This is a genomic window from Serratia inhibens (assembly GCF_003591175.1).
Classification (GTDB): domain Bacteria; phylum Pseudomonadota; class Gammaproteobacteria; order Enterobacterales; family Enterobacteriaceae; genus Serratia; species Serratia inhibens.
The window spans coordinates 1-26,793 of the sequence record NZ_QYYG01000010.1; the positions used below are offsets into that span (position 1 = coordinate 1).

A 26,793-nucleotide genomic window follows, 5' to 3' on the forward strand; every position below is an offset into this window, starting at 1 on the left:
CGGCGTTGGCGATGCCCTGGCCCAGCGGGCCGGTGGTGGTTTCGACGCCTGGGGTGTAGCCGTATTCCGGGTGGCCCGGGGTTTTGGAGTGCAGCTGGCGGAAGTTTTCCAGCTCGCTCATCGGCAGGTCGTAGCCGGTGAGGTGCAGCAGGCTGTAAATCAACATGGAGCCGTGGCCATTGGACAGCACGAAGCGGTCGCGGTCAGCCCAGTGCGGGTTGGTCGGGTTGTGGTTCATGTAGTCGCGCCACAGGACTTCGGCGATGTCCGCCATGCCCATAGGTGCGCCCGGATGGCCGGAATTTGCTTTTTGTACGGCGTCCATGCTGAGTGCGCGGATGGCGTTGGCAAGCTCTTTACGAGAGGACATGTTTTACTCCAGGTCGGATTAAAAAATCAGTCAAGTTTTCTATTTTCTCAGACTCAGCATTAAAACGGCAATCCCTAATACCAAATGAGAGCGAGTTCACAACTTATTAGCACGATCGGACGTTTTTTCGGAATAACACTATTCTCCCGATTGCTGACGTACACTAGTCTCGTGCGGCAAGATTTCCCCTAAACTACAATCGCACTATCCCTTGTTACTATCACAGGAAGATGGCCTTATGAAAATTCGTACTTCTTTGATTGCATTAAGCATTGCCACTTTGGTAAGCGGCTGTCAAAACCTGAATACCGATACGCTGATGCAGTCTGGGGCACAGGCGTTTCAGGCGGCAACGCTGAGCAATGACGACGTAAAAACCCTGAGTGTTAAATCCTGTGCAGAGATGGACAGCAAGGCACAAATCGCGCCGGCCGACAGCACCTACGCCAAACGTCTGAACAAAATCGCGGCGGCGCTGGGAGACAATATCAATGGCACGCCGGCCAACTACAAGGTTTACGTTACCAAAGACGTGAACGCCTGGGCGATGGCCAACGGCTGTATCCGCGTTTACAGCGGCCTGATGGACATGATGACCGACAACGAAGTGGAAGGCGTGCTGGGCCATGAAATGGGCCACGTGGCGCTGGGTCATACCCGCAAGGCGATGCAGGTCGCTTACGGCACCGTGGCGCTGCGCACTGCGGCATCCTCAACCGGCGGCATCATAGGTTCGCTGTCGCAATCACAGCTGGCGGATGTGGGCGAAAAACTGGTTAATGCCCAGTTCTCGCAGAAACAGGAAAGCGAAGCGGACGATTATTCGTTCGACCTGCTGAAAAAACGCGGTATCGATCCTAACGGCCTGGTCACCAGCTTTGAAAAACTGGCGAAAATGGAAGCCGGTCGTCAGAGCAGCATGTTCGACGATCACCCGGCCTCCGAAGAGCGCGCGCAGCATATTCGCGATCGCATCGCCGCAGGCAAGTAAGCCTCAACGCCCGGCCCCTGCCGGGCGTTTTTTATCTCTTAATACAAGGATTTCTGCGGTGGCCCGGCGAAGGTCAGCGGCCCGATACTGTTCATGTCCACCTCCACCACCGACGGCCCCGGGTAGTTAATCGCTTCCGCCAGCACGCCCTTGAACTGCGCCGCATTGTCCACCTTCCAGGCCTTCAGCCCCATCGCCTCGGCGACCAGCGTAAACGCCGGGGTATGCAGCTCGTTGTAATACTGACGGCCGGCAAAGTATTTATCCTGAATACCGCGCATCACGCCATAGCCGCCGTCGTTCATGACCAGCAGCGTGATATTGGCCTGCTCCTGCGCCATGGTCGCCAGCTCTCCCAGCCCCAGCGCCAGCCCGCCGTCGCCCACCAGCCCAACCACCTTGCGCTGCGGGTTAGCGATCGCGGTGCCGATCGCCATCGGCAGGCCCATGCCGATCGCCCCGGCCAGCGAGTGAATGTTGCAAAGCGGCGAAATGGCGCGGAACAAGCGGCTGCCCCATACGCTGCCGGACACGGTGATATCGCGTACCAACAGCCCATCCTGCGGTAACGCGGCGGCAATGGCGTCGTTCAGTTTGGCGTATTCTCCCGACTGCTCACGCAGCGCGCCTTCCGCCTGCCGCACCGCAGAGGCGATCTCGGCATCCCAGTCGGCATTCACCTTCTCTGCCGGGCTCAACCGGGCGGCCAGCGCGTTAAGCAATGCGGCGCAGTCGCCGTTGATTTGCTCATCGGCCAGATAGTTGCGGTTGCCCGCCGCCGGATCGATATCAATCTGCACCAATGGGCGCGGCAGCGGCAACGTCCAGGTGCGGGTTTCATTGCTGCGCAGGCGCGAGCCGGCCACCAGCGTCAGATCGCACTGCGTCAGGATCGCCTCAATACTCGGCGAATTATGGAAGGCACGCAGGCTGCGCGGATGGCTATCCGGCAGAATGCCGCGCCCGTGGGTGCTGGAGATCACCGCCACCCCGGCGTCGGCCAGCTTGCGCACCGCATCGCCGCAGGCAAGCGCCCCGCCCCCCAACCACAGCAGCGGCCGTTTGGCGTTTTTCACCCGCTGATAGAGGCGTTCTAGCGCATCGTCATCCGCCGGCGGCAACGGCGCGGGTGCTAACGGCCGGCTCAACACCGAGCTGGACACCAGGCTGCTTTGAATATCGATCGGGATCTCTACCGCCACCGGCCCGCAAGGCAGGGTCTGCGCATCCAGGATCGCCCGCTGGATCACCGCCACCGCCTGCTCCGGGGAGTTAACCCGGTAGGCGCGCTTGGAGCAGGCACGCAGGAAACCGAGCTGATCGCGAGTTTCATGAATAAACCCGGCATCGGCGTCCAACCAGGCTTTTTCCACCTGGCCGGTAATGTGCAGCAGCGGCGTGTTGGCGTTTAACGCCTCGATCATCGCACCGACCGCATTGCCGGCGCCCGCGCCGGTGCTGGTCAACGCCACGCCCAGGCCGGAAAAGCGCCCGTGAGCGTCGGCCATAGTGACGGCCCCCGCTTCGCCGCGTGCCGGTACGAAACGGATTTTTCCGCGCTGCCCCACCGCATCGGCAATCGGCAGATTGTGGATAGAAATGATGCCGTACATCGCCGACACCCCGTATTGCTCCAGCGTTCGGGCTATCGCTTCACCAACCGTTATTTTATCGCTCATCATCAGCCTTCTTATTGTGTTCGTTGCAGGGTTCCCGACAGATTTTTCCTGACCTATTGGTCAGTCGCTCCAGCGGTTCACCTGATGGTTCAGCGCCAGGTACAAGCTTTTCTGCTGCATGTAGGCTTTGATGCCGTTCAGACCCTTTTCGCGGCCCAGACCGCTCTCTTTGAAACCGCCGAAAGGCGTAGAAATAGAAAACGTTTTGTAGGTATTGATCCACACCGTGCCGGTTTCCAATCGCTCCGCCAGCGCCATTGCCCGTGGGAAGTCGCGGCTCCAGATCCCCGCCGCCAAGCCGTACACCGAGTCATTGGCCTGCTCGATCAATTGCCGTTCATCATCGAACGGCAGTGCCACCAGCACCGGGCCAAAAATCTCTTCCTGACAAGCTCGGGCGCTGTTGCTTAACCCTTCGATAATCGTCGGCAGGTAATAGCTGCCGCCTGCCAGCAGCGGATCGGCCGGAGCCTCGCCGCCAATCACTACCCGGCCGCCCTCTTGCTGCGCCAGCGCCACATAGTCCGCCACGCTTTGGCGATGTTGGTCGTTAATCAACGGGCCGAGGTGCACTCCCGGCGTCAGCGGATTGCCCACCCGCAGTCCGGCCGCCAGTTCGCTCAGGCGCGCCAGCAGCGGCCGGTACAGCGAACGCTGCACAAACAGCCGCGAACCGGCGATGCAGGCCTGGCCGGCTGAACTGAAAATGCCGTAGCAGATCCCGCGTGCCGCCTGTTCCAGATCGGCATCTTCCAGCACAATGGTCGGCGACTTGCCGCCCAGTTCCAGCGAGGTGGGGATCAGTTTTTCGGCGGCAACATGCGCCAGATGACGGCCGGTATTGGTGCCGCCGGTAAAGGAAATCTTTTTCACCAACGGGTGACGCGCCAGCGCTTCGCCAATCACCGATCCTTTGCCCGGCAGCACGCTGAGCAACCCGGCAGGCAGCCCGGCCTGCTCGAACAACTCCGCCAGTTTTAGCGCCATCAGCGGTGTGGCTTCGGCCGGTTTGAGGATCACCGCATTGCCTGCCGCCAGCGCCGGAGCCACCTTTTGCATTTCACTGGCAATGGGCGAGTTCCACGGCGTGATGGCGGCAATAACGCCCATCGGCTGATACTGGCTCAGGGTCATCACTTCGGCGCTGCGCTGGGTGGGCAGTTCGCCCTCCAGCACTTCGCAGGCGGCGGCGAAATAGCGGGCAGTGGCTGCCGCGCTGGCCACCAGACCACGGGTTTCCGCCAGCGGCTTGCCGTTGTCACGGGTTTGCAACTGCGCCAACTGTTCCTGTTGCGCCAGAATCAGGTTGCTGACGCGATAGAGAATCGAGGCGCGTTGGTGCGGCACCAGCCCGCGCCACTCGGGGGCGCGCCAGGCGCGTTCCGCCGCTGCCACCGCTTCATTCACGTCCTCGACGCTGGCGGCATTCAGCCGCGCATTGATGCTGCCGTCGGCCGGGAATACCGAAGCCATCTCATCGCCCCGGCCTTCGCACCAGCGCCCGGCCACAAAAATCTTTAACTTTTCCATGCTCCGCTCCTGCCGTTCAGGCAATAAAGCCACCGTCGATCAGACGGCGGCAGGCTTGTACCGCACTCAGCGCCGCCAGGGTAGACGTCTTGGGATTGCTCGCCAGCGGGTTGCCACTCAGCTCAATGTGGAACTCGCCGAAGCTGCCGCACACCTGTAGCCGGTGAGTATTGCGTCGGGTGTGCGGATCGACCTGCAATCGCACCCGCGTAGCGTCCATGCCCAGCCCGTTCAGCGCGATGGTCGCCGCCACGTTGGCATTGGCCGGAAACAGCCGCGCCGCTTCGCGTGCCGAACCTTCAAAGAACACCCGCGCCTCGCTGACCTTATCGAGATCGATCAGTTTTTCCGCCAGGCTGCCGCGCCAGCTGGCCGGGCTTTTGCTGGCCTGATAGGTAACGCTGTCCAGCCCGCCTTCGCGCGCCGACGCCAACCCGTCCATGCCCGCCACCGCGCCTGACAGCACTATCACCCGTCCCTGATATTGCCGCCCGGCCTGTTGCAATCTGAGCTGCAACGCCGCATCCGCCAGCGCACCGGTGGAGATCACCGCCAACGACCAGCCGCGTTTTACCACCGCCTCGCCAAACTCCGCCACCGCCTGCTGGCTGGCGCACTCCAGCACCAGATCCGGCAGCCCGCTACAGTGATCCGGGTGCGTCAAGGCCTGCACTTTGCCGCCGAAGGCGCTATCGATAGCCGCATGATGGGCCGCGCGCGCCACGATCCAGCCAACGTCGACGCCCTCCGGCAGGCGGGAAAGCACTTCCTTCGCCATCGCGCCGTAACCAATCATCATGATGTTTTTCATTTCTCAGCCCCCAACAGTTACAGATGGCGGTTAAAGCCGCCGGAAACGTCCAGCGCCGCGCCGGTGGTAAAGGACGCCAACGGCGAGGCAAGGAACAGCAATGCCCGCGCCGGCTCCTGCGGTTTACCCAGGCGTTTCATCGGAATGCCGCGCCGTTCGGCGATCGCCGCCGTCCACTGTTCCCAGCTTTGATCCTTATCGCTGCGCTCTTCGAAGCGCCGCCGCCACTGGCCGGATTCGACCATACCCAGCAGAATCGAATTAACGCGAATGCCCTTCGCCACCAGCTCTTTCGACAGCGTCAGCGTCAGGTTTAGCAACGCGGCGCGCGCCGCCGAGGTGGCGATCATGTGTTCTTCCGGCTGCAACGCCAGCAGCGAATTCACGCAGGTGATTGAGGCAACGTCCGAGCGCTCCAGAGCCGGTAAAAACGCCTGCACCGGGTTAATCACGCCGAACAACTTGAGCTCCGCCTCATGCAGCCAGGCGGCGCGCGGCGTTTGGTCAAAATGGGCGACAAATCCCTGACCGGCGTTATTGATCAACAGATCCACGCCGCCGAAATGTGTCGTCACCCGCTCGGCGAACTGTGCCACCTGCCGCTCATCGAGCACGTCGCAGCACAGCGCCAGCACTTGCGCCTGCGGGAATTCATTGCGCAGGCTGGCTTCGGCGCCGGCCAGTTTGTCCGCATTGCGGCCGCAAAACGCCACCCTGGCCCCTTCCGCCAACAACAGACGCAGGGTTTCGAAGCCAATGCCCGACGAACCGCCGGTGACGACCGCGACCCGATCCTCAAGCTGAAAATTCATGGTTGAATTGCTCCCGTAAAATCTTGCAGATAGCGGTTAAACAGCACCGCCGCCTCGAGGTAGCTGGCATGCCCGGCGCCGTCAATCAGACGTAGCGGCGCGTCATGCCGTTGCGCCAGTCTCGCAGCCGCCTCGGGGGGCGTGATGCGGTCTTGATCACCGCACCACACTTCCAGCGGGCCGCGATAGCGCGCCAAATAGCGGTCGATATCCTCGTTGGCCAACATCCAGGCAGCGCTGAGAAACCCCTCAGGATCGAGCTGCTGCATGCCATTGCGCACCCAGGCGATATCCTGCTCCGACGCCTTGTCACTCAGCAACGCAGTCGCCCGCTGTTCGCCGTAGCCCAGCGGCCCCAGCGTTTCAATCATCTGTTTGCGCTGGCCGTAAACCTGACGCCGTTTTTCCTCCGGTGCCGTGGCGTAGCCCTGCGCGGGGTCCGCCAGCACCAGCCCGCACAGCCCGTCCGGATAGCCTGCGGCATAGGCGCTGGCGATCAACGCACCAAGCGAGTGGCCGATAATCAGCGGTTGCTCCAGCCCCAGTTCGCTCACCAGCGCCGCCAGCGCGGCGGCATAGGCGGCGGCGTCCGGCTCGGTAGCAGCCAGCGGCAGGCTGCCGCCGTAGCCCGGAGCATCCCAGGCCAGCAGACGGTGACCGTCGGTCAGCCCAGCGTCGTTAAACTGCCTGATCCACGAAGCTGAACCGGAGCTGATGCCATGCAGCAACACCACCGGTCGGCCGTGCCCCGCTTCGCGCCAACTGAGGGAGTAACCCCCGCAGCGCCGCTGCTGACGTTGCGCCAGACCGTTCATCAGTTGCGTTTCACTTTAGATAACGGGTGATCGGCCGGGTAGGTCGGCGTTTCCGGTTTGGCCGTGCCGAGCATCACGCACATCAGCGCCTCTTCCTCGCCGTGATTGAACAACCCACGGTAGACGCCGGCCGGCACCGAGATCAGATCGCGCTCTTTCAGCTTGGTTTCGTAATATTCCGTGCCATCCTGGATCATCAGCGTGATGCTGCCTTTCAGCATAAAGAACACTTCTTCCACGTCGTCGTGCAGGTGCAGCGGGCCTTCGCATTTCGACGGCAACACCATGGTGGAGAAGGTGAAATTTCCCGCCGGAATGGTGTTGGTGTCGTTAACCACCCCGGTAGCGCCGGTGCCGATGTAGCGCATCTGCGCGCGACGGTATTTCGGGTCGTAGTCGGCCTGGAACTTCAACGCATTCCAGTCATATTTACGGCCTTCAAAGCGGGCGATACGTGATTCCACCCAATTCTCCATCGACTGATCCTGCGGCTTGACGCCGGCGGGTTTCTCAACCTGGGACATGTTGTTACTCCTGTGTTGAATCAAACGGTTATCCCCCTTCGTCTTTCACACCGCCGCGTTGTTGACTGCATTCGCTCACTCCAGTCGCTTACCTCAGTAAGCTCCTGGAGACTCACAAACTTGTCGCCTGGCCGCAGCGTGAAATCCATTGGGCTCAGCAATTGTTAATTCAGTACTTTTTCAGCAACGGCAGCAGAATGATGCTGCCGATAAAGGCCATCACCACCAGGAACAGCAGGCCGTTATCCATGTTGCCGGTGGCGGCGATCAGCGCTCCCATCAGCACCGGCGCCAGCGCGCCGGCAAAATTGCCCAATCCGTTAAAAATACCGCCTGCGGTGGCGCTGACCTTGCTGCTGGTCGCTTTCGCCAACAGCGCAAAGATGTTCGGCGCACCGGCCCCCCACATAAAGGTGCTAAAGGCCATCGCGGCAATCACGCTGTAGGTACCCTGCAGATGCAGTACCACACCCAGGCCCAGTCCGGCGCCGCACAGCGAGACAAAGCAGGCCAGCGCGCGACGATCCAGCTTGTCCGACAGCCAGGCACCGACCACTTCGCCGAGCAGCATGGCGATAAACGGCAGCGATGACAGGTAACCGGCGTGTTCCAGGTGGATGCCTTTCCCCTTGATCAGATAGCTGGGCAGCCAACCGTTCATGCCCCACAGGTAGGTCAGGAAGGCGATGTTAAACAGGCAAATCATCCAGAAATGCGGGTTGCGCAACAGTTCCCGGCGCTGTTGTTTACGTTCCGCCGCCACAGGCTGTGCATCGGTTTTGGCTGCCGGACGCGCCACGTTCAGGTGGCGCATGCCAAACAGCACCAACAACATGACCGGCAGCGTCAAAAACGCCATAAAGAAGAAGGTGGTCTGCCAATCGAAGGTATTGAGGATATACAGCGTCACCGGGAAGCCGAGCGCAGCCCCGAGCGGCGTGCCAAGCAGCCATAACATGGTGGCGCGAGCCTGCAACCGCTGCGGGAAGGCCTGGCGAATAATGGCGTACGCCATCGGCAGCAATGGCCCTTCCGCGATGCCGAGCAGGATACGCAGCGTCATCATGGTGTGATAAGAACGGGACAGCCCCATCAACACCATCAGCACGCCCCACACCACCATCATGCCTATCAGCACTTTCACCGGATTCAGCCGGTCGCCAATGCCGCTCAGCAGCATGGAGGAAATGCCGTAAGAGAACAAAAACGCGCTCATCAGCAAGCCGAGCCGCGCCGGATCAAAACTGATGCCCAACGCCTGCTGGAACTCGCTGTCGGAAAACAGCGCCGCAATGCTGATCTTGTCGAAAAACGCCAGCAGGACGCAGGCGAACAGCGCGATCGGTACCGACCAGCGTACCCGTTGCTGCGGATTGTCGGCAACGGCGTCCCCCACCCGTCCAGCGCGGGCGTCAATGTCTTGCGTAGTCATGAAACGCTCCCGTGGTTCGGGCGTTATTTCAACGCCATCAGAGAAAATTCCGCGTCCGCCAACTGCTGCGGATCCAGCACCCGCCCGCCGGCCAGCCAGCGTTTGCCCAGCTTGATGGTGCGCGCGTCGTTAAACGCCACCATCTGCACCAACTGCCGGTCGGCGTTGAGCGTAAAGAACACCTGCGACTGCGGCGTACGGCGCACCACGTGATGTACCCCGCCGATCGGCACGCCGAGGATCTGAATATTGGTGTCGTATTGATCCGACCACAGCCAGGCCACGTCGTTGTAAGGGGCGGCAAAGGCATCCAGCATCGCGCAAGCGGTGCTGATCGCCTGATTCTGCGCATAGGCCCAGGACTGCAGACACAGGCCGAGCGTCGGGTGGCGCGCCACATCGCCGGCGGCGAAGATCGCCGGGTGGCTGGTGCGCCCCTGGCCGTCGATCACGATGCCGGCGTCCACCTTCAACCCGGCGCTGTGCGCCAGCTCGAGGTTAAGCTCGACGCCGATACCGACCACCACCAGATCGAAAGCCTGAGGATCGCTGCTTTCACTGCCGATCCAGGCGGTGCCGTCGCGATCCTCCAGCGAGATTTCGCCGCAGCCGCAGCGTACCGTTACGCCCTGCTGCCGGTGCAGCTCAAGCAACGCCTGTGAAACATCAGCGCCTACGCTGCGCATGCATAACGCAGGTTGGCGCTCAAACACCGTCACCTCGGCACCGAGCCGCCGGGCGGAAGCGGCGATCTCCAGCCCAATCCAGCCGCCGCCGACGATCGCCAGCCGGCGACAACCTTGCAATGCCTGGCGCAGTTTTGCCGCATCGTCCCAGGAGCGCAGCGTCATCACCCGCGGATGGCTGGCCCAGGCGGCATTCGGCACGCGTGGGCGACCGCCGGTGGCGATCAACAGTTGCTCAAACTGCAACTGTCGCCCATCGCCAAGCGTGACGATTTGCTGCTGCCCATCAATGGCTTCGGCACGCAGCGGGCGATACCAGTCGATGTTCAACCCGGTGACCACCTGTTCGCTGAACAGTCTGCTGAGCGGCGCATTGCCGTCCAGCAACACCGCCTTGGAGAGCGGCGGGCGTTCGTAAAAATCATAAGGTTCATCGCTGATCACCGTCAGCCGGCCCGCGTAACCCCGGTCGCGCAGCGTTTTCGCCGCCCAACCGCCAGCCTGCCCGCCGCCGATAATCACGATGCCCGCCTGCACTGGCTGGTTCATACCGCCTCCGGTTTTTTCTGCTGGCGGCGCGTGTCGTGGTCGATACCGCCTTCCACCGCCCACTCGGTGAACGACACCAGAGAATGCTCCAGCTCACGCGGTTGCCAGTTTTCGGTCAGGTAATCGTCGTTGGTGTAGTACTCGAATGCACCGCCGGTCGGGCTGTTGACGTACCAGAAATAGGCCGAGGAGATCGGATGGCGGCCGGGGCCGATAAAAGTGCTCCATTTCTCTTTGTTCATGGCGATGCCGCCGCCGATCACCTCGTGGATGTCGCGTACGGTAAAGGCCACGTGATTGAGGCCACGCGGGCGATTAGGCAGTTTCAGCAGGAACAGGTTGTGATGGCCGCCGCGCGCCTGGGTCCGCAGGAACACCGCGCGATCGATATAGCGATCCGACACCTGAAAACCCAGCACTTCACGGTAAAATTTTTCGGTAGCGGCGAGATCCTCGACGAAGAACACCACGTGGCCGATGTTGATCGGCTGCGCCTGTGCATACACCGGGCTGGGCTGATCGATGCGGCGCACGTCGCCCCATTGGTTGATCGGCGATACCGGCAAATCGACATCGCGCTGTTGGCTGACGCTAAAGCGCAGCGTCATGCCGTTCGGATCGCGGCACTCCAGCTCTTCTCCCACCTGGCGGAAACCCGGTATCTGCGCCAGCAAGGGGGCCAGAGCCGCCAATTCGCTTGGGTTGTCGACGCCCCAGGTCATGCGGCGCAGGGTGGAGCCGCCCTCGAACGCCGCCGGCAATGTTTCGCTCTGCAACGGATGCAGCACCACGCGCGCACCGCTCAGGGTAGTGAATTCGCGCCGGCGTTCTCCCCAATGCTGCTGCGCCGCCTGCAGGCCGAAGTCCTGCATGAATTTTTCGCAAGTTGGCAGATCTTCGACGCCAAATTCCAGCTTTTCGATTCCGGTTATGCTCATTATTGTGCCTCACGTTCTCGCTGAATGCGTTTTTCAGGCATGATCGAACCCCGGCCCCTGATTGGTGTGGACCTTATCCCTGCCTGAGTAAAAGAGTCGGTGCCGTCAGTTAACCGACGTTTGCCTGCGGCGGTGCGCCCAGGAAGCCGGAGATTTTCTCCGCTGCGTCCCGCACTTCCCTGCGTAGCCGCTCGCGATCCGCTTTCGGGATCTCATCGAACGGCACCATAATGCTGACCACGGCCTCAACCCGCTGCTCGCGGTTGAAGATCGGATAGACGATCGAAGAAATGCCGTGGCGAAAAAACGACTCGCCGATCACATAGCCGCGCGCCTTGTCCTGCTGAACCATCTGCCACAAGGTTTCACGATCCGCCGGGGTGCCCGGCCCGCTGCCCGGCAATTGTTCTTGCGGATACAGCAGCTCGAACTCTTCGCGGGTGGCGCTGGTCAGCAGCATGCGACCAAGCGAAGTCTGGTGTACCGGCAGGCGAGTGCCAACGCTGACCTGATTGATTTGCGAACCGGCGGCGCTGACGCGGGCGATGTAGATCACGTCACGCTCATCGCGGATCGCCAGGTGGCTGCTGCACTGGCTGCGATCGCGCAGCTGTTCGATCACTGGCTGGCCGGCCTGCGCCACGTCCAGCGAGGCAATATATTCAAAACCGAGCCGCAGCACCTTGATGCCCAGTGCAAAGGTGTTGGTGCGCGGGTTACGCTCCAGAAAACCCAGATGCTCCAGCGTTTGTACCACCCGGTAGGCGGTCGCCTTCGGCATATCGACCAGGCGATGTAATTCTGCAAAGGTCATTTCCTTGTGCTGCTCGCCAAACGCCAGCAGCAGCTGCAACCCGCGATCCAGCCCCGGGATCAGATACTTACACGCTTGATCGTCTGCCATGTGCTGCTCCTGGCTAATAAAATGTAGATTAGTTAAAGACAAAGCCGCCGTTGACCGGCAACAGTTGCCCGGTGACGAAATTCGCCAGCGGCGACAGCAGATAAAGCACCGTGCCGTTCACGTCGTCAGGATGTTGCGCCCCGGCCAGCGCCCGGCCCTGTTCGTATAGTTGGTGGCGCTCGGCGGGGACATATTCGGTAGCTTCTACCCGCGTCAGACCCGGTGCGATAGCGTTAACGCAAATCCCCTGTGGCCCCAGCTCACGCGCCATCGAGCGGGTCATAGAGATAATCGCCCCTTTGCTGGCCACATAGGCCATCAAGCGCGGAGCGCCCCACAGCGCGGTATCCGAAGCCACGTTGACGATCTTGGCATGCGGGTTTTGCGCCAACAGCGGTACCGCTGCCTGGCTCACCAGCCAGGTACCGCGCACGTTGACCTGCATGACCCGATCCCACAGATCGATATCGTATTCCATCATGGTTTTACCGCCGACGCCGGTAGCCAGCGCCGCGTTGTTCACCAGCCCGTCGATCGTACCGCCTTCGGCAATGGCGCTGAACGTGGCGGTGATCGAGGCTGGCGACGCCAGATCGATAACCTGCGTTTCCACCTCGGCCCCCTGCTCACGCAGGTTGGCAGCGCTGTCCGCCAATTCATCCGCCAGAATATCGCACATCACCACCCGGCCGCCCGCCTGGGCGATGGCCCCGGCAAAGCTGCGGCCCAGACCGCGTGCCGCACCGGTCACCACAATACGTTTTCCCGTCAACAGGCCGTTCACTGCGCAGCCTCCTGTTCGGCGAGTGTCGCCAGTTGTTTTTGCGCCTCTTTCTGCATCATGCGGCGCAGACGGGAAAGGCCGACGTCATGCTGATACAAATATTCACGACCACGCGCGTTTGGCGCCATGTTCTCCAGCACGATGCGATCTTGTTCCAGTACGTCCCAATGCAGTGCTTCCAGGCGGTTGCGGTACATAAAGCGCCAGATGTCGCGCTGCCAGTCTTTGACCTTGCGGATACGCCAGAAGAATACCCGGCAATGATCTTTATCTTCCGGCACCACCATGCCGATGATCCAAAAGTGGCCACCCGGCCCAAAGCGTTTTTTGTACGGGATCGACAGCCGCATCCAGTAGGCGCCGCTGCTGCCGAACTCTACCCAGTCAAAGTTAACGCCGATCTGGCCGTTCTTCTTGAAGATGAACCCGGTATCGGTCGGCTCCAGTGCCATATCCGCCTTGCGATCCCCTTCCGCCATCGAATGCGAAGAGGAGTGCAGATAGGTGCCGTGCATCGGATCCATGACGTTTTCCAATGCATACTGATAGTTGCAGTCCCAGCTGGCGGTACACAGGAAGTTGCTGTAGGAGACTTCATCTGCCAGTTCCTGCGGGAAGGTCAGCTCCGGCGGCGCTTCATCGGCGGTGATGCCGAAATAAAGGAACACGGCACCGTAGGCCTCTTTGGCCGGGTAAGAACGCAGGCATTTTTGCCCCACCAGCGGGCAACGATCGACCGCAGGCACGTCTTTGACCGTACCGTCGCCGCCGACCTCCACGCCGTGATACCAGCAGGCGATGCGATCGCCCAGATTCCAGCCCATAGAAAGCCGCGCGCCGCGATGCGGGCAACGATCTTCCAGTGCGTGGATCCCACCTTCACCGTCGCGCCACACCACAATCTGCTGCTCAAGACGCGTAATGCCGACCGGATTATTGCCCACTTCCCAACTGGCCAGTACCGGGTACCACATGCCGCGCAGCCCCTGATCGAGATAATCCTGCAAAGTCTGTGCGGAGGGTGTTGTGTTTGCTGTCATTGCCTTCTCCCGGACTGCTCAGTAACCGTTAACGTGAAGGAATTCGCGGAAAGTCGCCTCATTCCACGGCTGGCCGCTGCGATCAAACAGGCGGCGCTGGTTCAGCGCGCTGACGATCTGCTCAAGCTCTTCCGCACCCTGCTCGAAGATCTCTTCCAACGCCGCGACCAGCGCGGTTTCGAAACCGTCCGGTACCCGGCCGCGGTTCTGCCAGATGACATTCTGGAACTGGCCCGGTTGGTGGATCTGGCCGTTGCCGCCAACGCGTGCCGGGATCACCTGTTGGGTGTCCGGCAGCCAGGGATTGAAATCGGTGATGTGCTGCATGATTACTCCTCCGCGATAAAGGTGATTTGGATTTGATTGTCTATCACCCGGGTGGGATAGGTTTGCAGATCGCGGCCGCCTGGCTCACGCAGGCACTGACCGGTACGCACATCGAACAGCGCTTCGTGCAACGGGCACTCGATCTTGCCGTCATCGACAAACCCCTGGCTGAGCAAGGCATAGGCATGTGGGCAAACGTCTTCCAGCGCGTAATAGTTGCCGTCGATCAGATATACCCCGACTTCTTTCCCTTCCACGTTGGCGGAGAAAGGAAAATCTTCTTTTACCTGAGACACTTCACACACGTTCTTCCAGCTCATTGCTTCTGTCCTCTATCTGATTGTTTCATATATGAAACTCAGTTTCTTATTTAATACACTCACTATAAGTCTGGCGAAACTTTCGTCAAGGGAGCAAAGCGGCAAATGTTAATGAAAGGTTATTTGAACGTAACAAGTGTGGGAAGGATCACGAAAAAATGCACCGATATGAAAAACCGATATCAGGCATGCGCTTCATAGTGAGTTTATATATTAGAAGTCGTTAATGGGGGTTCTGGCGTTTTGGTTGGCGTGAGCAGGCCCTTAAAGCAAAACGCCCCCGATCATCAAGACCGGGGGCGTTTCATTATCGCTATTTAAAAATCCCCCAGCGCGGCGGCTAACGGGGATTATTGACCACTCAGCGGCCTTTCTTTTTGCGGCCGGGTTGGGCAAAGCGCTTGCGGGCAGCCGCATTGCCGGCGGGTTTCTCGGCGCTTTTCGGCGCACTGCCGGCCGGTTTTTTCACCGCAGGTTTGGCTTTCTTCGCCGGTTTCGCTTCTGAGGAGGAATCCTCAATCGATTTAAACAGTTCGACCAGTTCGTCATCCGTTAAATCGCGCCATTCACCCGGCGGCAGCCCGGCCATGCTCACATTCATGATGCGAGTACGTTCCAGCTTGGTGACCTCATAACCGAAATGCTCGCACATACGGCGGATCTGGCGGTTAAGCCCCTGCACCAGCACGATGCGAAAAACAAACGGCGCTTCTTTCTTTACCTTGCACTTTTTAGTCACCGTACCCAGCATCGGCACGCCGGCCCCCAGGCCACGGATAAAATCGTCGGTCACCGGTTTGTTGACCGTAACCAGATATTCTTTCTCGTGGTCGTTGCCTGCGCGCAGGATCTTGTTTACCAGATCGCCGTGGTTGGTAAGGAAGATCAGCCCCTGCGAATCCTTATCCAAGCGGCCGATCGGGAAGATTCGGGTGCTGTGGTTAACGAAATCGACAATATTGTCTTTCTCGCCCTCTTCCGTGGTGCTGACAATACCCACCGGCTTGTTGAGTGCAATGAAGATCAGGTTGTCTTCGTTGCGGGGTTCAATCAGTTGGCCATTGACCTTGACCACGTCCCCTGGAAATACCCGATCGCCAAGCGCAACGCGCTTGCCGTTGATAAAAACGTTGCCTTGTTCGATGTAACGATCGGCATCGCGGCGGGAGCAGATGCCGCTCTCGCTGATATATTTGTTAAGACGTATAGATGGTTTGCTGAGCATGGTTTCTCCGTAACCCCGGAATACAGCCTATCGTTAAGGCGAACAGAAACCGGCTGTGTATGCCTTACTACGGTGCGATTACGCGCGGCAGGCCAGCGTCAGCCCGCCGCTCAATAACATTGTCATCGTTTTAGGCGTGTTTCTTGGCCGCTTGCAGATACAGCATTTCCAGACCCAGCGTCGCCGCGGCCAGCGCGGTGATTTCGGATTGGTCATAGGCTGGCGCCACTTCCACCACGTCCATGCCGACGATGTTCAGCGACTGCATGCCGCGTACCAGTTTCAGCGCGCGATCGGAGGTCAGGCCGCCGATCACCGGGGTGCCGGTGCCCGGTGCGAACGCCGGATCCAGGCAGTCGATGTCGAAGGTCAGGTAAACCGGCATATCGCCGACGATCTGTTTGATCTGCGTCAGCAGGTCGTCCACGCTGCGATCGTTAACCTGTGCGGCATCCAATACGGTAAAGCCGTTGTCATGATCGAACTCGGTACGAATGCCGATCTGCACCGAGTGGTTCGGATCGATCAGGCCTTCGTTCGGCGCATGGAAGAACATGGTGCCGTGGTCGTATTTGCTGCCGTTGGCGTAGGTGTCGGTGTGGGCGTCAAAATGCACCAGCGCCAGTTTGCCGAAATGCTTGGCGTGAGCGCGCAGCAGCGGCAGCGTGACGAAGTGGTCACCGCCGAATGAGAGCATGCGTTTGCCGGCCTTCAGCAATTTCTCCGCGTGCGCCTGCAGCTTGTCGCTCATGTCTTGAGCGTCGCCGAAGTTGAACACGATATCGCCGCAGTCGATCACGTTCAGGCGATCGCGCAGATCAAAGCTCCACGGCCAGCGGTTGCCTTCCCACGCCAGATTGGTGGAAACCTGACGGATCGCCGCAGGGCCATGACGGCCACCGGCGCGGCCGGAGGTTGCCATATCGAATGGAATGCCGGTGATGACCCACTCTGCATCGCTGTCATAAGGCATGAAATTCAGCGGAAAGCGCAGGAAACCAAAGGCGTTGGACACTAAGGAATTATCGGACTGATGGCCTAACGTGCTCATTGTAAACCCTCATATTTCAACGTTTCGCCTGCGGTAAAATCACACAGGCGTTGGCAAAAAAAAATCCCTCCCGCGTCGTTAGCCCGACGAGAAAGGGATTGATACGATGTCTGTTTCGATACTGCTGATGCGGCAGATTATCGCCGTATTTGGTTCGCGCTTCAAGCCCGCGCATCGTCTTCCTGGTTGCTCGTCGTTAGCAAGTATAGACCCTGCATCCTGCAGCTATGTGATCGTTACCGCCTTCACGAACCTGGAGGCTGACATCCATTAAGCTCCCGATGATTATTTTTGTGATTTCGATCCCTTTATCTGAAGGTGGGAATATATAAATTAACTCCGGCAATACTATTAATAATTCACGACATTAGTGGTTATTATATTAACCACAAGAAGAAACTCACTTTGAAAAAAATTTAAATCAGACAAGTTAATAGTACGCGTAATAATTAGAACTTACATACAAAGATAAAAGAGAGATAAATAAACCCGATGTTTAACATCATGCCGACACGTCGCAAGTGGATAATTAAAAACAAAAAACTTTATGTAACACTAGAAGTTATTACTTTTCTATTAAGTATTCCGCTGGGCTATCTTTGTTCCCAAATTGATTCATTGAATGATATTACCTTAGAAATCATTCTCATCTATGTCCCTGTATCTATGATCACAGTGGATTATCTTTATCAACGTCTTGAAAGGAAATAAGCGTTATGAGAGAGCTAACAACAAAGGAAATACCCACCATTTCTGGTGGAAATGCAGATTCTGGCTATGAAGGCCGAGGATGTGCCTCGCAGGTTACCAGCGATGCCAGCAGAGGAGCCTTGGCAGGGGGATATGCTGGTGCAATAGTAGGTGGACTAAAAGGATTGCCTGGCGGACCAACAGGGATTGCAGCGGGTGCTATTTCAGGTTTCGCCTATGGTTCTATTCGTGGTGCGGCTATCGAAGGTATTCGTTCACACTCTCGTAACTGTGGAGATAATAACAATAGAAATGACCCATTAGGTGGAAATTCTAGTCGCAATAGTGTTAATGGCCAGTGTCGATGGTAAATAAAAGCGGGCGCAAAGCGCCCACTATATAACCCAAGCATCACAGTAACCTCAGGCTGCCGCAACAAACCGCAACCTGAGGACCTATGAGCCTATGACTTACTCGTCTTCCAGATAAGTATAACCATACAAACCGGCTTCGAACTCTTCTACGAACTGCGCCTGCAGTTCATCGTCCAGATCGGTTTCTTTCACCTGATCGCGGAATTTGGCCAGCAGTGCGATCGGATCGAGCTGCACATATTCCAGCATGTCGGCAACGGTGTCGCCTTCGTCGGACAACTCGGTTTCTACCGTACCGTCCGGGAAGACGAACACGTCGACCGAAGCGGTATCACCGAACAGGTTGTGCATGTTGCCGAGGATTTCCTGGTAGGCGCCCACCATAAAGAAGCCCAGCGCCGGCGGGTTTTCCGGATCGTACGGCGGCATTGGCATGGTGGTCGCCACGCCGTCACCGTCGATGTAGTGATCGATCGTACCGTCGGAATCACAGGTGATGTCCAGCAGCACCGCGCGGCCTTCCGGCGGCTTATCCAACCCTTCCAGCGGCAGCACCGGGAACAGTTGATCGATACCCCAGGCGTCCGGCATGGACTGGAACAGCGAGAAGTTGACGTAGAACTTGTCCGCCATACGCTCTTGCAGTTCGTCGATGATCGGACGGTGCGCACGGTTACTTGGATCAAGCTGCTGCTGGATCTTGTTGCAGATGTTCAGATACAGCTGCTCGGCCCAGGCGCGCTTGGTCAGATCCAGCATACCGTGGGCGTACTGGGTGTGAACGTCGTGCAGGTCCATTTGGCTGTCGTGCAGCCATTCGCGCAACGAGCGGCGGTTCTCCGGCTCGTTCATTTCCTGCCAGGTTTCCCACATGCTTTCCAGCGCACGCGGCGCATCTTCCGCCGGCGGCAAAGGATCGCTGAATTCGTTGCGTTCAACGCCGATCACGTTGGACACCAGCACCGTATGGTGCGCAGTAACCGCACGGCCGGATTCGGTAATCACCGTCGGATGAGGCAGGCCGTGCTCGTTACAGGCGTCGCCGATGCCCCAAATCACGTTGTTGGCATATTCGTTCAGGCCGTAATTCACCGAACAGTCGGATTGCGAACGGGTGCCTTCATAATCCACGCCCAAACCGCCGCCCACGTCGAAGCACTGGATGTTAACGCCCAGCTTGTGCAATTCAACGTAGAAACGCGCCGATTCACGCACGCCGGTGGCGATGTCGCGAATATTGGCCAGTTGCGAGCCCAGATGGAAATGCAGCAGTTGCAGGCTGTCGAGGCGGCCCGCTTCACGCAGGGTTTCCACCAACTTCAGGACCTGAATGGCCGCCAGACCGAACTTGGACTTCTCGCCGCCGCTCGACTGCCATTTGCCGGAGCCCTGAGACGCCAGACGCGCACGCACGCCCAGACGCGGCACCACGTTCAGGCGCTCGGCTTCTTCCAGCACCATGTTGATCTCGGACATCTTCTCGATCACCAGGTACACCTTGTGCCCCAGTTTTTCGCCGATCAGCGCCAGACGAATATATTCGCGGTCTTTATAGCCGTTACAAACGATGACCGAACGGGTCATGCCGGCATGTGCCAGCACCGCCATCAGTTCGGCTTTGGAGCCGGCTTCCAGCCCCAGCGGTTCGCCTGAGTTGACCAGGGATTCGATCACGCGACGATGCTGGTTTACCTTGATCGGGTAAACCAGGAAATAGCCGCCTTCATAGCCGAATGACTCGCGCGCGCGTTTGAATGCCGCGTTAATCGAACGCAGGCGATGCTGAAGGATCTGCGGGAAGCAGAACAGCGCCGGCAGACGCTGGCCGTCTTTGCGACGTTCTTTCACCAGTTCAGCCAGATCGACACGCGCCTGCGGGACGTCCGGATCCGGGCACACGCTGATGTGGCCCAGTTCATTGACGTCATAATAATTGTTGCCCCAGTAGGCGACGTTATAAGTGCGCAGCATCTTGCTGGCATCACGGTCATTCATGGCAACCTCCTGCATGGAGCGTAAAGATATAGGTTCGCCCGCGGCTGGCGGACGGTGAATCAACAGATCATCAGACATTACTCGCCTCACATCCCGTACTGACGATACAGTCAGCCACTATCGCAGCTACAACCCGCGAGAACAACCCAACAAACCGCCCTTGCGGCAGCGAATAAAACTGCCGTTCGCGGTCAGCGATCGGTTTATCACTCATATAATTGTAAGACACCCTGTTCAAACCTCGTGAATCGGGTCAAGAAACATCCCACAGGAAGGCTGCAGGCTACCCTTGTTCAGTTCTTCAGACGACCGTTAACCGGCCCGAGAATCCTGAGTAGCGCCCAAGTGTTTATCACACCTGGAAGGTGGAGTAGAGACAAGACGGGAAATAGCAGAAGAATGTGCGCCAGAACGGCACTGCTGTTGAGAACCAACAACCGGTAGACAACGGATCATTAATCCAACCACCTCCACGCACGCCGCCCGGAATGAACGACTGAGCCTCTATTAATAGTGTAAGAACGTGACCGTTCTATGAAGCGGCGACGCCAAGCGTCGGCGTCTGCGGCTGACCATGAAAGCCATGAGCGGGAGCTTGCCACTTTTGCTCCACGCTGTGCACCAAATGAGCCGCGCGCGCAGTTTATACCGATAACCTGGGGAAAATGCAAAATGAAAATTCGCCGGAAACTGTTTCAAGCGATGAAAATGGCGCCGGTGGCTTTGCGCAAAAGAGCGAAACGACAAAAAAATACTGGCAATCCGGCTAAAGCCTGACCTAAAATAGACGTCCAGATGTTAATCCATCTATACTGATTATTATGCCCTATGAATTTCAAGTCGCGGCTTGAAAGGCGGCGGGCATGACTGAGAAACTGCTTAACGGCTTTGCCTGAGGGGCGTTGCAGGATGCATCTCGCGCCATCAGCGGAAGACCCTTCGCTTTGATGCCGGATCTCCAGCGCTGTGCAGTAATTTCTAACCCGTCTTATGCAAGGTAAAGAATACAATGGCTAAACACCTATTCACGTCAGAATCCGTCTCCGAAGGACATCCCGATAAAATCGCCGACCAGATCTCCGATGCCGTCCTTGACGCCATCCTGGAACAGGATCCGAAAGCGCGCGTAGCCTGCGAAACCTACGTGAAAACCGGCATGGTGCTGGTCGGCGGTGAAATCACCACCAGCGCTTGGGTAGATATCGAAGAAATCACCCGTAAAACCGTGCGTGAAATCGGCTATGTTCATTCGGATATGGGTTTTGACGCCAACTCTTGTGCCGTACTGAGCGCCATCGGCAAGCAATCCCCGGATATCAATCAGGGCGTTGACCGTACCGATCCGCTGGAACAGGGTGCCGGCGACCAGGGCCTGATGTTTGGCTATGCCACCAATGAAACCGAAGTATTGATGCCTGCACCGGTGACCTACGCACACCGTCTGGTGCAGCGCCAGGCCGAAGTACGTAAAAACGGCACGCTGCCGTGGCTGCGTCCGGATGCGAAAAGCCAGGTCACTTTCCAGTATGACGACGGCAAAATCGTCGGCATCGACGCGGTAGTGTTGTCCACCCAGCATTCCGAAGATATCTCTCTGAAAGATCTGCAAGAAGCGGTGATGGAAGAGATCATCAAGCCGGTTCTGCCTACCGAATGGCTGAGCGCCGGCACCAAATACCACATCAACCCGACCGGCCGTTTCGTTATCGGTGGCCCAATGGGCGACTGCGGCCTGACCGGGCGTAAAATCATCGTGGATACCTACGGCGGCATGGCCCGTCACGGCGGCGGTGCATTCTCCGGTAAGGACCCGTCCAAGGTTGACCGTTCAGCGGCGTACGCGGCGCGTTACGTGGCGAAAAACATCGTTGCTGCCGGCCTGGCCGACCGCTGCGAGATCCAGGTTTCCTACGCCATCGGCGTGGCAGAGCCAACCTCCATCATGGTGGAAACCTTCGGTACCGAGAAAGTGCCTACCGAACAGTTGACCCTGCTGGTGCGCGAGTTCTTCGATCTGCGCCCATACGGCCTGATCCAGATGATGGACCTGCTGCAGCCGATCTACCGCGAAACCGCGGCCTACGGCCACTTCGGTCGTGAACACTTCCCTTGGGAAGCGACCGACAAAGCAGAATTGCTGCGCGATGCCGCCGGCCTGAAATAAGCCTGCGCATCAACATGAAAACGGCGAGCCAAGGCTCGCCGTTTTTGTTTTATCGGACGTTGTAAATCCTGTCAGGCACTTTCAGAACCCCCGGTTAGGGTATGCGGGAGCATTCGATTCATCTGTGTGACTCGTATTTACCCTAATGCTTTGTTGTTAACGCCGTCGGAAAGGCGCTGGGCCCAGCTCAGACAGCCGGTGAGTCAACTAATGTGCAGCAAGTTCCCGGAAGAAAGCCGGGTTAGCCTGGATGGCCGCCAACACCTTTGCCGCCAGACCGGTTGGGTTACGCCTTTTGGTTTCCCAGCTTTTGATGGTATCAACGCTGGTACCCAGTGCCTTGGCCATTTCACTCTGTGAAACGTTCAACTGCTCCCTGATCGCCCTCACATCTGCGATATCATAACGAGTGACATTGGCAGGTGCAGTAACGCCATTTTTAATGTCGACAGCCTCTTCAAGAGACGTTTTCATATCGTCAAAAAAACTCATGTCACACCTCATTTTTCAGTAATCTCGTTAATCTCTTCAGCTGTGATTTCTCTGCATCGGTCAAACTGTCTTTAATACTTTTCGGGTAGGCCATCACCAGATAGATAACCTCCTCGGTCGCCAGAAAGTAAATCACTCTGGCGCTCCCGCTTTTCCCCTGCGAACCTGTTGCCATCCTGATTTTTCGCAGACCACCAGTTTTCTGAATCAGATCACCTTTGTCTGGCGATTCAATGAGTTCTTTCTGAAGTTCTTTTAGCTCGTCGTCCGTGGCTAGTTGCTTTACCTGCCGCGTGAACATCGGGGTCTCAATAAATACTAGTGCATGACTCACCGGCACCCTCTCCATGTTGAGGTACATAGTACACCAATGTAACTTGAGTGTAATGGGCTCCGTTCCTTGGATCTCGGCAGAAAGCCAGAGCACCGGCGCGCAGTATATGCATCTCTCCCCAGGTCTTGGCAGCCCTTTCTGCGCTAAATTTCGTTTCTGCGCAACCTTGCGCAAAACGTTACAACCCACTGAAAACAGAAAAGACAAAGGCTCAGCAATGCTGAGCCTTTGATGGCGGAAACGGGTGTTGCGATGACGGTTACGAGGTTTGTTTACGCAGCAGGTAAACGAAATACGGCGCGCCGATAAAGGTCGCCAGCAGCCCGGCGGGGATTTGATACGGGAACATCACCATCCGGCCGCACCAGTCGGCAAACACCATCAGCAGGCCGCCCAACAGTGCGGCAATCACCATCTGCGGTAATGCGCGGCGGAAGCCCAGCATGCGCGCCATATGCGGCGCCATCAGGCCGATAAAGCTCAGCGGCCCCACCGTCAACGTCGCCATGGCGGTCAGCGTGGCGGCCAGCAGCAGAATCACCACCCGCACCGGCGTCAGCGCAATGCCCACCGAGCGGGCGGTGGCGCTGCCCAACGGCAGAATGGTCAACCAACGGCGACACAACGGTGCCAGCATTATCAGCGTTGCCGCAATGACTGCGGTACGGATCGCCTGCTCCGAAGTCACCGAATAGGTCGAGCCGGAAATCCAGGTCAGCAGCCCGCCCATCCGCGGATCGCCGCTGGCCAGCAGCAGGAAAATGGTGGTGGTAAACGCCGTGCTGAGCGCGATGCCGGCCAACAGCATGCGTTCGGTAGAAAAACCGCCGCGACCGGCGGCGACCATAATCACCAGCAACGTCGCCGCCGCCCCCAGGCTGCCGGCGGGCAGCAACCAGCCGAAGGCATCGCCCGGTACGATAAACAGCATCACCACCACACCAAAGGCCGCTCCGGAGCTGATACCCAGCACTTCCGGGCTGGACATCGGGTTACCGGTCAACTTCTGGATTAGGGTGCCGGCCACTGCCAGCATCATGCCCGCCGCCAGCGCGGACAGTACCCGTGGCCAACGCCACGGCATCAATGATTCCAGTTCTGAGCCGTAGCTCCAATGCCAGCCAGCGGCGTTTTGTCCGAACATCAGCGCCACGGCGATGCCAACCAGCAACATAACCCCCGCCAGCGTCACCCACCCCAACAGGTGGCCGCGTTCGACCGGTACCTTGTCGCCCAGGTTCATCGGCGGCGGCGTGGCGGCGCTACGCAGGCGCGGCAACAGCCACAGCAACAGCGGAGCGCCAAACAGCGCGGTCGCCGCTCCGGTCGGGATCTCACGCCAGACCTGCGTCAGCCAAATCATCACCTGGTCGGTCAGCCACAGCAGCAAAGCACCCAGCAACGGCGCCAGTATCATGCGATGCGCCAACCGACGCGCCCCCAGCATTTTGGCCATTAAGGGGGCAAACAGACCGATAAAACCGATCACGCCCACCGCATTCACCAACATCGCGCTGAAGATAATCGCCACCGCCAGCGCGCAAAAACGCGCCATCGACAACCCCAACCCCAAATTGCGCGCCACGCCGTCGTCCAACCCCAGCAACGTCAACGGGCGCAACAGCAGCAGCGCCAACAGCCCGGCCACCGCCAGGCGCGGCAGGATAAATTGCGCAGTGCTCCAGTCCTGCTGGTTCAGCGCGCCGGTGCTCCACAAGAACAATCCCTGCAGCTGATCGTAGTTAAACAGCGCCAACAGGCTGTTGACCGCACCGCAGTACAGCCCCAGCACCAGACCGGCCAGAATCAGCGTCACCGGCGACATGCGTTTGCCCCAGGCCACGCCGAACACCAGCCCGCCGACCAGGATCGCCCCGGCCATTGCCGCCAGTTGGCGGGTCATCTCCCCCCCCGGCAGCATCCACAAGGTGGCGATGGTCAAGCCGAGCTGCGCACCGGCGGATACGCCCAGCGTCGCCGGCTCCGCCAACGGATTGCGCAACACCTGCTGGAACAGCACGCCGACCAGCCCCAATCCGGCGCCGGCCAACAGGGAGACCGACAGCCGTGGCAACAGGCTGTAATGGAACAGCATCTGACGTACATCGTCGTGATTCGGCGCGCTCAGCGCCTGTGCCCACAATGCCCAAGGCAACTGTTGCAACAGGTTGTAGATCGTCAAACCGCCCGCCGTCGCCAGCAATAGCAGGATCAACGTCAGCGGTAATACCCGGATGCGCGCGCTCATGAATAGCTCTCCTGCGTCTGCTCCAGCAGATGGCAAAAACGCATCGCCGACAGCGTCGCACCGTAGAACCAGACCGCCGGCACCTGCCGCAGTTGGTTCTGACGCACAAAGGGCAAAGCCTGCCACAACGGTGTCGAGCTGACTTTTTCCATCATCGCCTGATTACCGTGGTCGAGATAAATCGCTCGCGCATTTTTCACCGTAATCAGGCGTTCAATGCCCACGACCGCCGTGCCCCAGAAATTGGTTTCCCCTTCCCAGGCATTGTGGATGCCAAGCTGAGCCATCACCTCCTGGAACAGGCTTTTCTGGCCGATAATCAGCACATGCCGCGTATCCAGCAAGGAGAACAACAACAGCGGCTGTCTGGTGTAAGAATGCAGGCGTTGGCGTGCATCCTGAATAAACCGGTCGAACTGCATCAGATGCTGTTCAGCGCGCGCCTCAAGCCCCAGCCGCTGTGCCAGTTGCTGCAACGAATTCCGGCCCACCGTCAGGGGTTTTCCGCTGCCGTCGTTGAAGCCAAAACTCATCGTCGGGGCTATTGGAGCCAGTTTTTGCGGCGTTGGCCCGTAGCCCTTTGACAGCAGCATCAGCGAAGGCTGCAATTGCTGCAGCAACTCCAGGTTCGGTTCGGTGCGTTGGCCCACGTCGACCACCGACGCCGGCATTTTCGGCTCTTCCACCCACAGGTTGTAGTTATGGATATCCGCCACCGCCAGCGGCGTGACCCCCAGCGCCAGCAGCAGCTCAATCGGCAGCCATTCCAGCGCCACGATGCGCGTGAGATCGGGCGGGGTCACCGCCCCGCGCCCCGGTAAAGAGAACAACAGCGGCGACAGCGCCATGGCGGTCAGCAGGCGGCGGCGTACGGGATCGGGTTGAAAATCGGAGGAAACGGACATCAGTAGACAAAACTCACCGGCGCACCGCCGCTCGGATGCGCCAGCGTGCCCATTGGAATACCATAAATTTGCTCCAGCACCGGGCCTTGCATCAGCTCCAGCGGGGCGCCCTGCGCAATCATCTCGCCGCCGCGCAACGCCACCAAATGGTCGCAGTAGCGCGCCGCCATGTTGATGTCGTGCAGCACCGCAATCACCGTCAGGCCACGTTCATGGCTCAGCCGTTGAATCAGCGCCAACACCTCAACCTGGTGCGCAATGTCCAGCGCGGAGGTCGGCTCGTCCAACAGCAGGCAGCGGCTGTCCTGCGCCACCATCATCGCCAGCCAGGCGCGTTGGCGCTCACCGCCGGACAGGCTGTCCACCAGGCGGTTGGCGAAGGGCTTCAGGCCAACCAGCGCTATCGCTTCTTCCACCTGTTCGCGGTCGTTCACGCCAAAGCGGCCCAGCGCGCCGTGCCACGGATAGCGGCCGATCGCCACCAGCTCGCGTACCGTCATACCTTCTGCGGCAGGCAGTTGCTGGGGCAGATAGGCGACCTGACGCGCGAAGGCTTTGCTGTCCCATTGCGCCAACGGGCGTCGGTTAAGCTGCGCGCTGCCGGCGGTCGGGTTCTGGTGGCGGCCAAGGATTTTCAGCAAGGTGGATTTGCCGGAACCATTGTGGCCGATCAACCCGCAGACTTTACCCTGGGGAAAGGTCAGCGACAGCGGTTGCAACAGTACACGGCCGGGAACGGCAAAACTGACGTTGTCTAACGCGAAAGTGGCGTCGTGATCGAGGTGTTTATCCTGCATAGGCCC

The 26,793-nt window shown here is 58.9% G+C and carries 27 protein-coding genes and 1 pseudogene; 3 read left to right on the forward strand and 25 right to left on the reverse strand.

Annotation, left to right across the window (positions count from 1 at the left end):
- Nucleotides 1–370: pseudogene (locus D4100_RS22160) on the reverse strand (transketolase); the annotation flags it as partial.
- A gap of 238 nt (nucleotides 371–608) precedes the next feature.
- On the opposite strand from D4100_RS22160, the gene loiP reads away from it, so the two are divergent.
- Nucleotides 609–1,361, forward strand: a complete 753-nt coding sequence (gene loiP, locus D4100_RS22165) for a metalloprotease LoiP (protein ID WP_004947785.1) — start codon at nucleotides 609–611, stop codon at nucleotides 1,359–1,361.
- A gap of 38 nt (nucleotides 1,362–1,399) precedes the next feature.
- On the opposite strand, the gene D4100_RS22170 is transcribed toward loiP, so the two are convergent.
- The 16 genes from D4100_RS22170 to speB all read right to left on the reverse strand — a co-directional run bounded on the left by D4100_RS22170 (nucleotide 1,400) and on the right by speB (nucleotide 16,788).
- A complete protein-coding gene (locus D4100_RS22170; protein WP_006321000.1) occupies nucleotides 1,400–3,040 on the reverse strand; it encodes a thiamine pyrophosphate-binding protein in 1,641 nt (546 codons plus the stop codon).
- A gap of 60 nt (nucleotides 3,041–3,100) precedes the next feature.
- Nucleotides 3,101–4,570 carry an aldehyde dehydrogenase gene (locus tag D4100_RS22175; protein WP_006321002.1) on the reverse strand — a complete coding sequence of 490 codons (1,470 nt, stop codon included), beginning with the start codon at nucleotides 4,568–4,570 and terminating at the stop codon, nucleotides 3,101–3,103.
- Nucleotides 4,571–4,586: 16 nt separating this feature from the next.
- Complete coding sequence (locus D4100_RS22180; RefSeq protein WP_006321004.1) at nucleotides 4,587–5,381, reverse strand: aspartate dehydrogenase; 795 nt, start codon at nucleotides 5,379–5,381, stop codon at nucleotides 4,587–4,589.
- A gap of 17 nt (nucleotides 5,382–5,398) precedes the next feature.
- A complete protein-coding gene (locus D4100_RS22185) occupies nucleotides 5,399–6,193 on the reverse strand; it encodes an SDR family oxidoreductase (protein ID WP_006321006.1) in 795 nt (264 codons plus the stop codon).
- A complete protein-coding gene (locus tag D4100_RS22190) occupies nucleotides 6,190–7,008 on the reverse strand; it encodes an alpha/beta fold hydrolase (protein ID WP_119805265.1) in 819 nt (272 codons plus the stop codon). Before D4100_RS22190 ends, D4100_RS22185 begins: the two co-directional genes overlap by 4 nt.
- The gene (locus D4100_RS22195; protein ID WP_006321024.1) at nucleotides 7,008–7,532 is read right to left on the reverse strand and encodes a cupin domain-containing protein; all 525 of its coding nucleotides are present in this window, start codon (nucleotides 7,530–7,532) and stop codon (nucleotides 7,008–7,010) included. The genes D4100_RS22190 and D4100_RS22195 overlap by 1 nt, the downstream gene beginning before the upstream one ends.
- Nucleotides 7,533–7,701: 169 nt before the next feature.
- On the reverse strand, nucleotides 7,702–8,964 hold the full coding sequence (locus tag D4100_RS22200; protein WP_119805266.1) for an MFS transporter: 1,263 nt from the start codon (nucleotides 8,962–8,964) through the stop codon (nucleotides 7,702–7,704).
- A gap of 23 nt (nucleotides 8,965–8,987) precedes the next feature.
- Nucleotides 8,988–10,199, reverse strand: a complete 1,212-nt coding sequence (locus tag D4100_RS22205; protein ID WP_119805267.1) for an NAD(P)/FAD-dependent oxidoreductase — start codon at nucleotides 10,197–10,199, stop codon at nucleotides 8,988–8,990.
- Entirely contained in the window at nucleotides 10,196–11,137 is a 942-nt protein-coding gene (locus D4100_RS22210; RefSeq protein ID WP_119805268.1) for a VOC family protein, read from the reverse strand. Before D4100_RS22210 ends, D4100_RS22205 begins: the two co-directional genes overlap by 4 nt.
- Before the next feature lie 109 nt (nucleotides 11,138–11,246).
- Nucleotides 11,247–12,041 (reverse strand): IclR family transcriptional regulator, encoded by a 795-nt coding sequence (locus tag D4100_RS22215; protein ID WP_006321028.1) that lies wholly within the window; start codon nucleotides 12,039–12,041, stop codon nucleotides 11,247–11,249.
- A 28-nt stretch (nucleotides 12,042–12,069) separates the two neighbouring features.
- Entirely contained in the window at nucleotides 12,070–12,825 is a 756-nt protein-coding gene (locus tag D4100_RS22220) for an SDR family oxidoreductase (protein ID WP_006321034.1), read from the reverse strand.
- On the reverse strand, nucleotides 12,822–13,865 hold the full coding sequence (locus tag D4100_RS22225) for an aromatic ring-hydroxylating oxygenase subunit alpha (protein WP_006321036.1): 1,044 nt from the start codon (nucleotides 13,863–13,865) through the stop codon (nucleotides 12,822–12,824). The genes D4100_RS22220 and D4100_RS22225 overlap by 4 nt, the downstream gene beginning before the upstream one ends.
- Before the next feature lie 18 nt (nucleotides 13,866–13,883).
- Entirely contained in the window at nucleotides 13,884–14,192 is a 309-nt protein-coding gene (locus tag D4100_RS22230) for a recombinase-like helix-turn-helix domain-containing protein (protein WP_006321042.1), read from the reverse strand.
- Nucleotides 14,193–14,194: 2 nt separating this feature from the next.
- Nucleotides 14,195–14,512, reverse strand: a complete 318-nt coding sequence (locus D4100_RS22235) for a non-heme iron oxygenase ferredoxin subunit (RefSeq protein WP_004947822.1) — start codon at nucleotides 14,510–14,512, stop codon at nucleotides 14,195–14,197.
- 361 nt (nucleotides 14,513–14,873) lie between these two features.
- Nucleotides 14,874–15,737 carry a 23S rRNA pseudouridine(2604) synthase RluF gene (gene rluF / locus D4100_RS22240; protein ID WP_006321043.1) on the reverse strand — a complete coding sequence of 288 codons (864 nt, stop codon included), beginning with the start codon at nucleotides 15,735–15,737 and terminating at the stop codon, nucleotides 14,874–14,876.
- Between the two features lie 130 nt (nucleotides 15,738–15,867).
- Nucleotides 15,868–16,788, reverse strand: a complete 921-nt coding sequence (gene speB / locus D4100_RS22245; RefSeq protein WP_119805269.1) for an agmatinase — start codon at nucleotides 16,786–16,788, stop codon at nucleotides 15,868–15,870.
- Between the two features lie 716 nt (nucleotides 16,789–17,504).
- Here speB and D4100_RS25630 point away from each other — a divergent pair.
- Entirely contained in the window at nucleotides 17,505–17,849 is a 345-nt protein-coding gene (locus D4100_RS25630; RefSeq protein ID WP_071919925.1) for a hypothetical protein, read from the forward strand.
- A 99-nt stretch (nucleotides 17,850–17,948) separates the two neighbouring features.
- On the opposite strand, the gene speA is transcribed toward D4100_RS25630, so the two are convergent.
- From speA to D4100_RS26115, 3 genes are all read right to left on the reverse strand, one after another.
- The gene (gene speA / locus D4100_RS22255; RefSeq protein ID WP_004947831.1) at nucleotides 17,949–19,925 is read right to left on the reverse strand and encodes a biosynthetic arginine decarboxylase; all 1,977 of its coding nucleotides are present in this window, start codon (nucleotides 19,923–19,925) and stop codon (nucleotides 17,949–17,951) included.
- Nucleotides 19,918–20,061, reverse strand: coding sequence for a virulence promoting factor (locus D4100_RS26085; RefSeq protein WP_006327842.1), 144 nt, complete (start codon nucleotides 20,059–20,061; stop codon nucleotides 19,918–19,920). Before D4100_RS26085 ends, speA begins: the two co-directional genes overlap by 8 nt.
- Before the next feature lie 98 nt (nucleotides 20,062–20,159).
- The gene (locus tag D4100_RS26115) at nucleotides 20,160–20,303 is read right to left on the reverse strand and encodes a hypothetical protein (RefSeq protein ID WP_464773948.1); all 144 of its coding nucleotides are present in this window, start codon (nucleotides 20,301–20,303) and stop codon (nucleotides 20,160–20,162) included.
- A gap of 553 nt (nucleotides 20,304–20,856) precedes the next feature.
- On the opposite strand from D4100_RS26115, the gene metK reads away from it, so the two are divergent.
- Entirely contained in the window at nucleotides 20,857–22,011 is a 1,155-nt protein-coding gene (metK, locus tag D4100_RS22270; RefSeq protein ID WP_006321046.1) for a methionine adenosyltransferase, read from the forward strand.
- Between the two features lie 207 nt (nucleotides 22,012–22,218).
- Here the strand turns inward: metK and nadS are convergent, their stop codons facing one another.
- The 5 genes from nadS to fhuC all read right to left on the reverse strand — a co-directional run bounded on the left by nadS (nucleotide 22,219) and on the right by fhuC (nucleotide 26,787).
- Nucleotides 22,219–22,503: a NadS family protein gene (gene nadS, locus D4100_RS22275; protein ID WP_006321048.1), complete on the reverse strand. Its 285-nt coding sequence runs from the start codon at nucleotides 22,501–22,503 to the stop codon at nucleotides 22,219–22,221.
- A 1-nt stretch (nucleotide 22,504) separates the two neighbouring features.
- Entirely contained in the window at nucleotides 22,505–22,837 is a 333-nt protein-coding gene (locus D4100_RS22280; protein ID WP_006321055.1) for a type II toxin-antitoxin system RelE/ParE family toxin, read from the reverse strand.
- Nucleotides 22,838–23,096: 259 nt separating this feature from the next.
- Nucleotides 23,097–25,085 (reverse strand): Fe(3+)-hydroxamate ABC transporter permease FhuB, encoded by a 1,989-nt coding sequence (gene fhuB / locus D4100_RS22285; RefSeq protein WP_006321056.1) that lies wholly within the window; start codon nucleotides 25,083–25,085, stop codon nucleotides 23,097–23,099.
- A complete protein-coding gene (fhuD, locus tag D4100_RS22290; RefSeq protein ID WP_119805271.1) occupies nucleotides 25,082–25,990 on the reverse strand; it encodes a Fe(3+)-hydroxamate ABC transporter substrate-binding protein FhuD in 909 nt (302 codons plus the stop codon). The genes fhuB and fhuD overlap by 4 nt, the downstream gene beginning before the upstream one ends.
- Nucleotides 25,990–26,787 carry a Fe3+-hydroxamate ABC transporter ATP-binding protein FhuC gene (gene fhuC, locus D4100_RS22295; protein ID WP_004947844.1) on the reverse strand — a complete coding sequence of 266 codons (798 nt, stop codon included), beginning with the start codon at nucleotides 26,785–26,787 and terminating at the stop codon, nucleotides 25,990–25,992. The genes fhuD and fhuC overlap by 1 nt, the downstream gene beginning before the upstream one ends.
- Nucleotides 26,788–26,793: the final 6 nt, after the last annotated feature.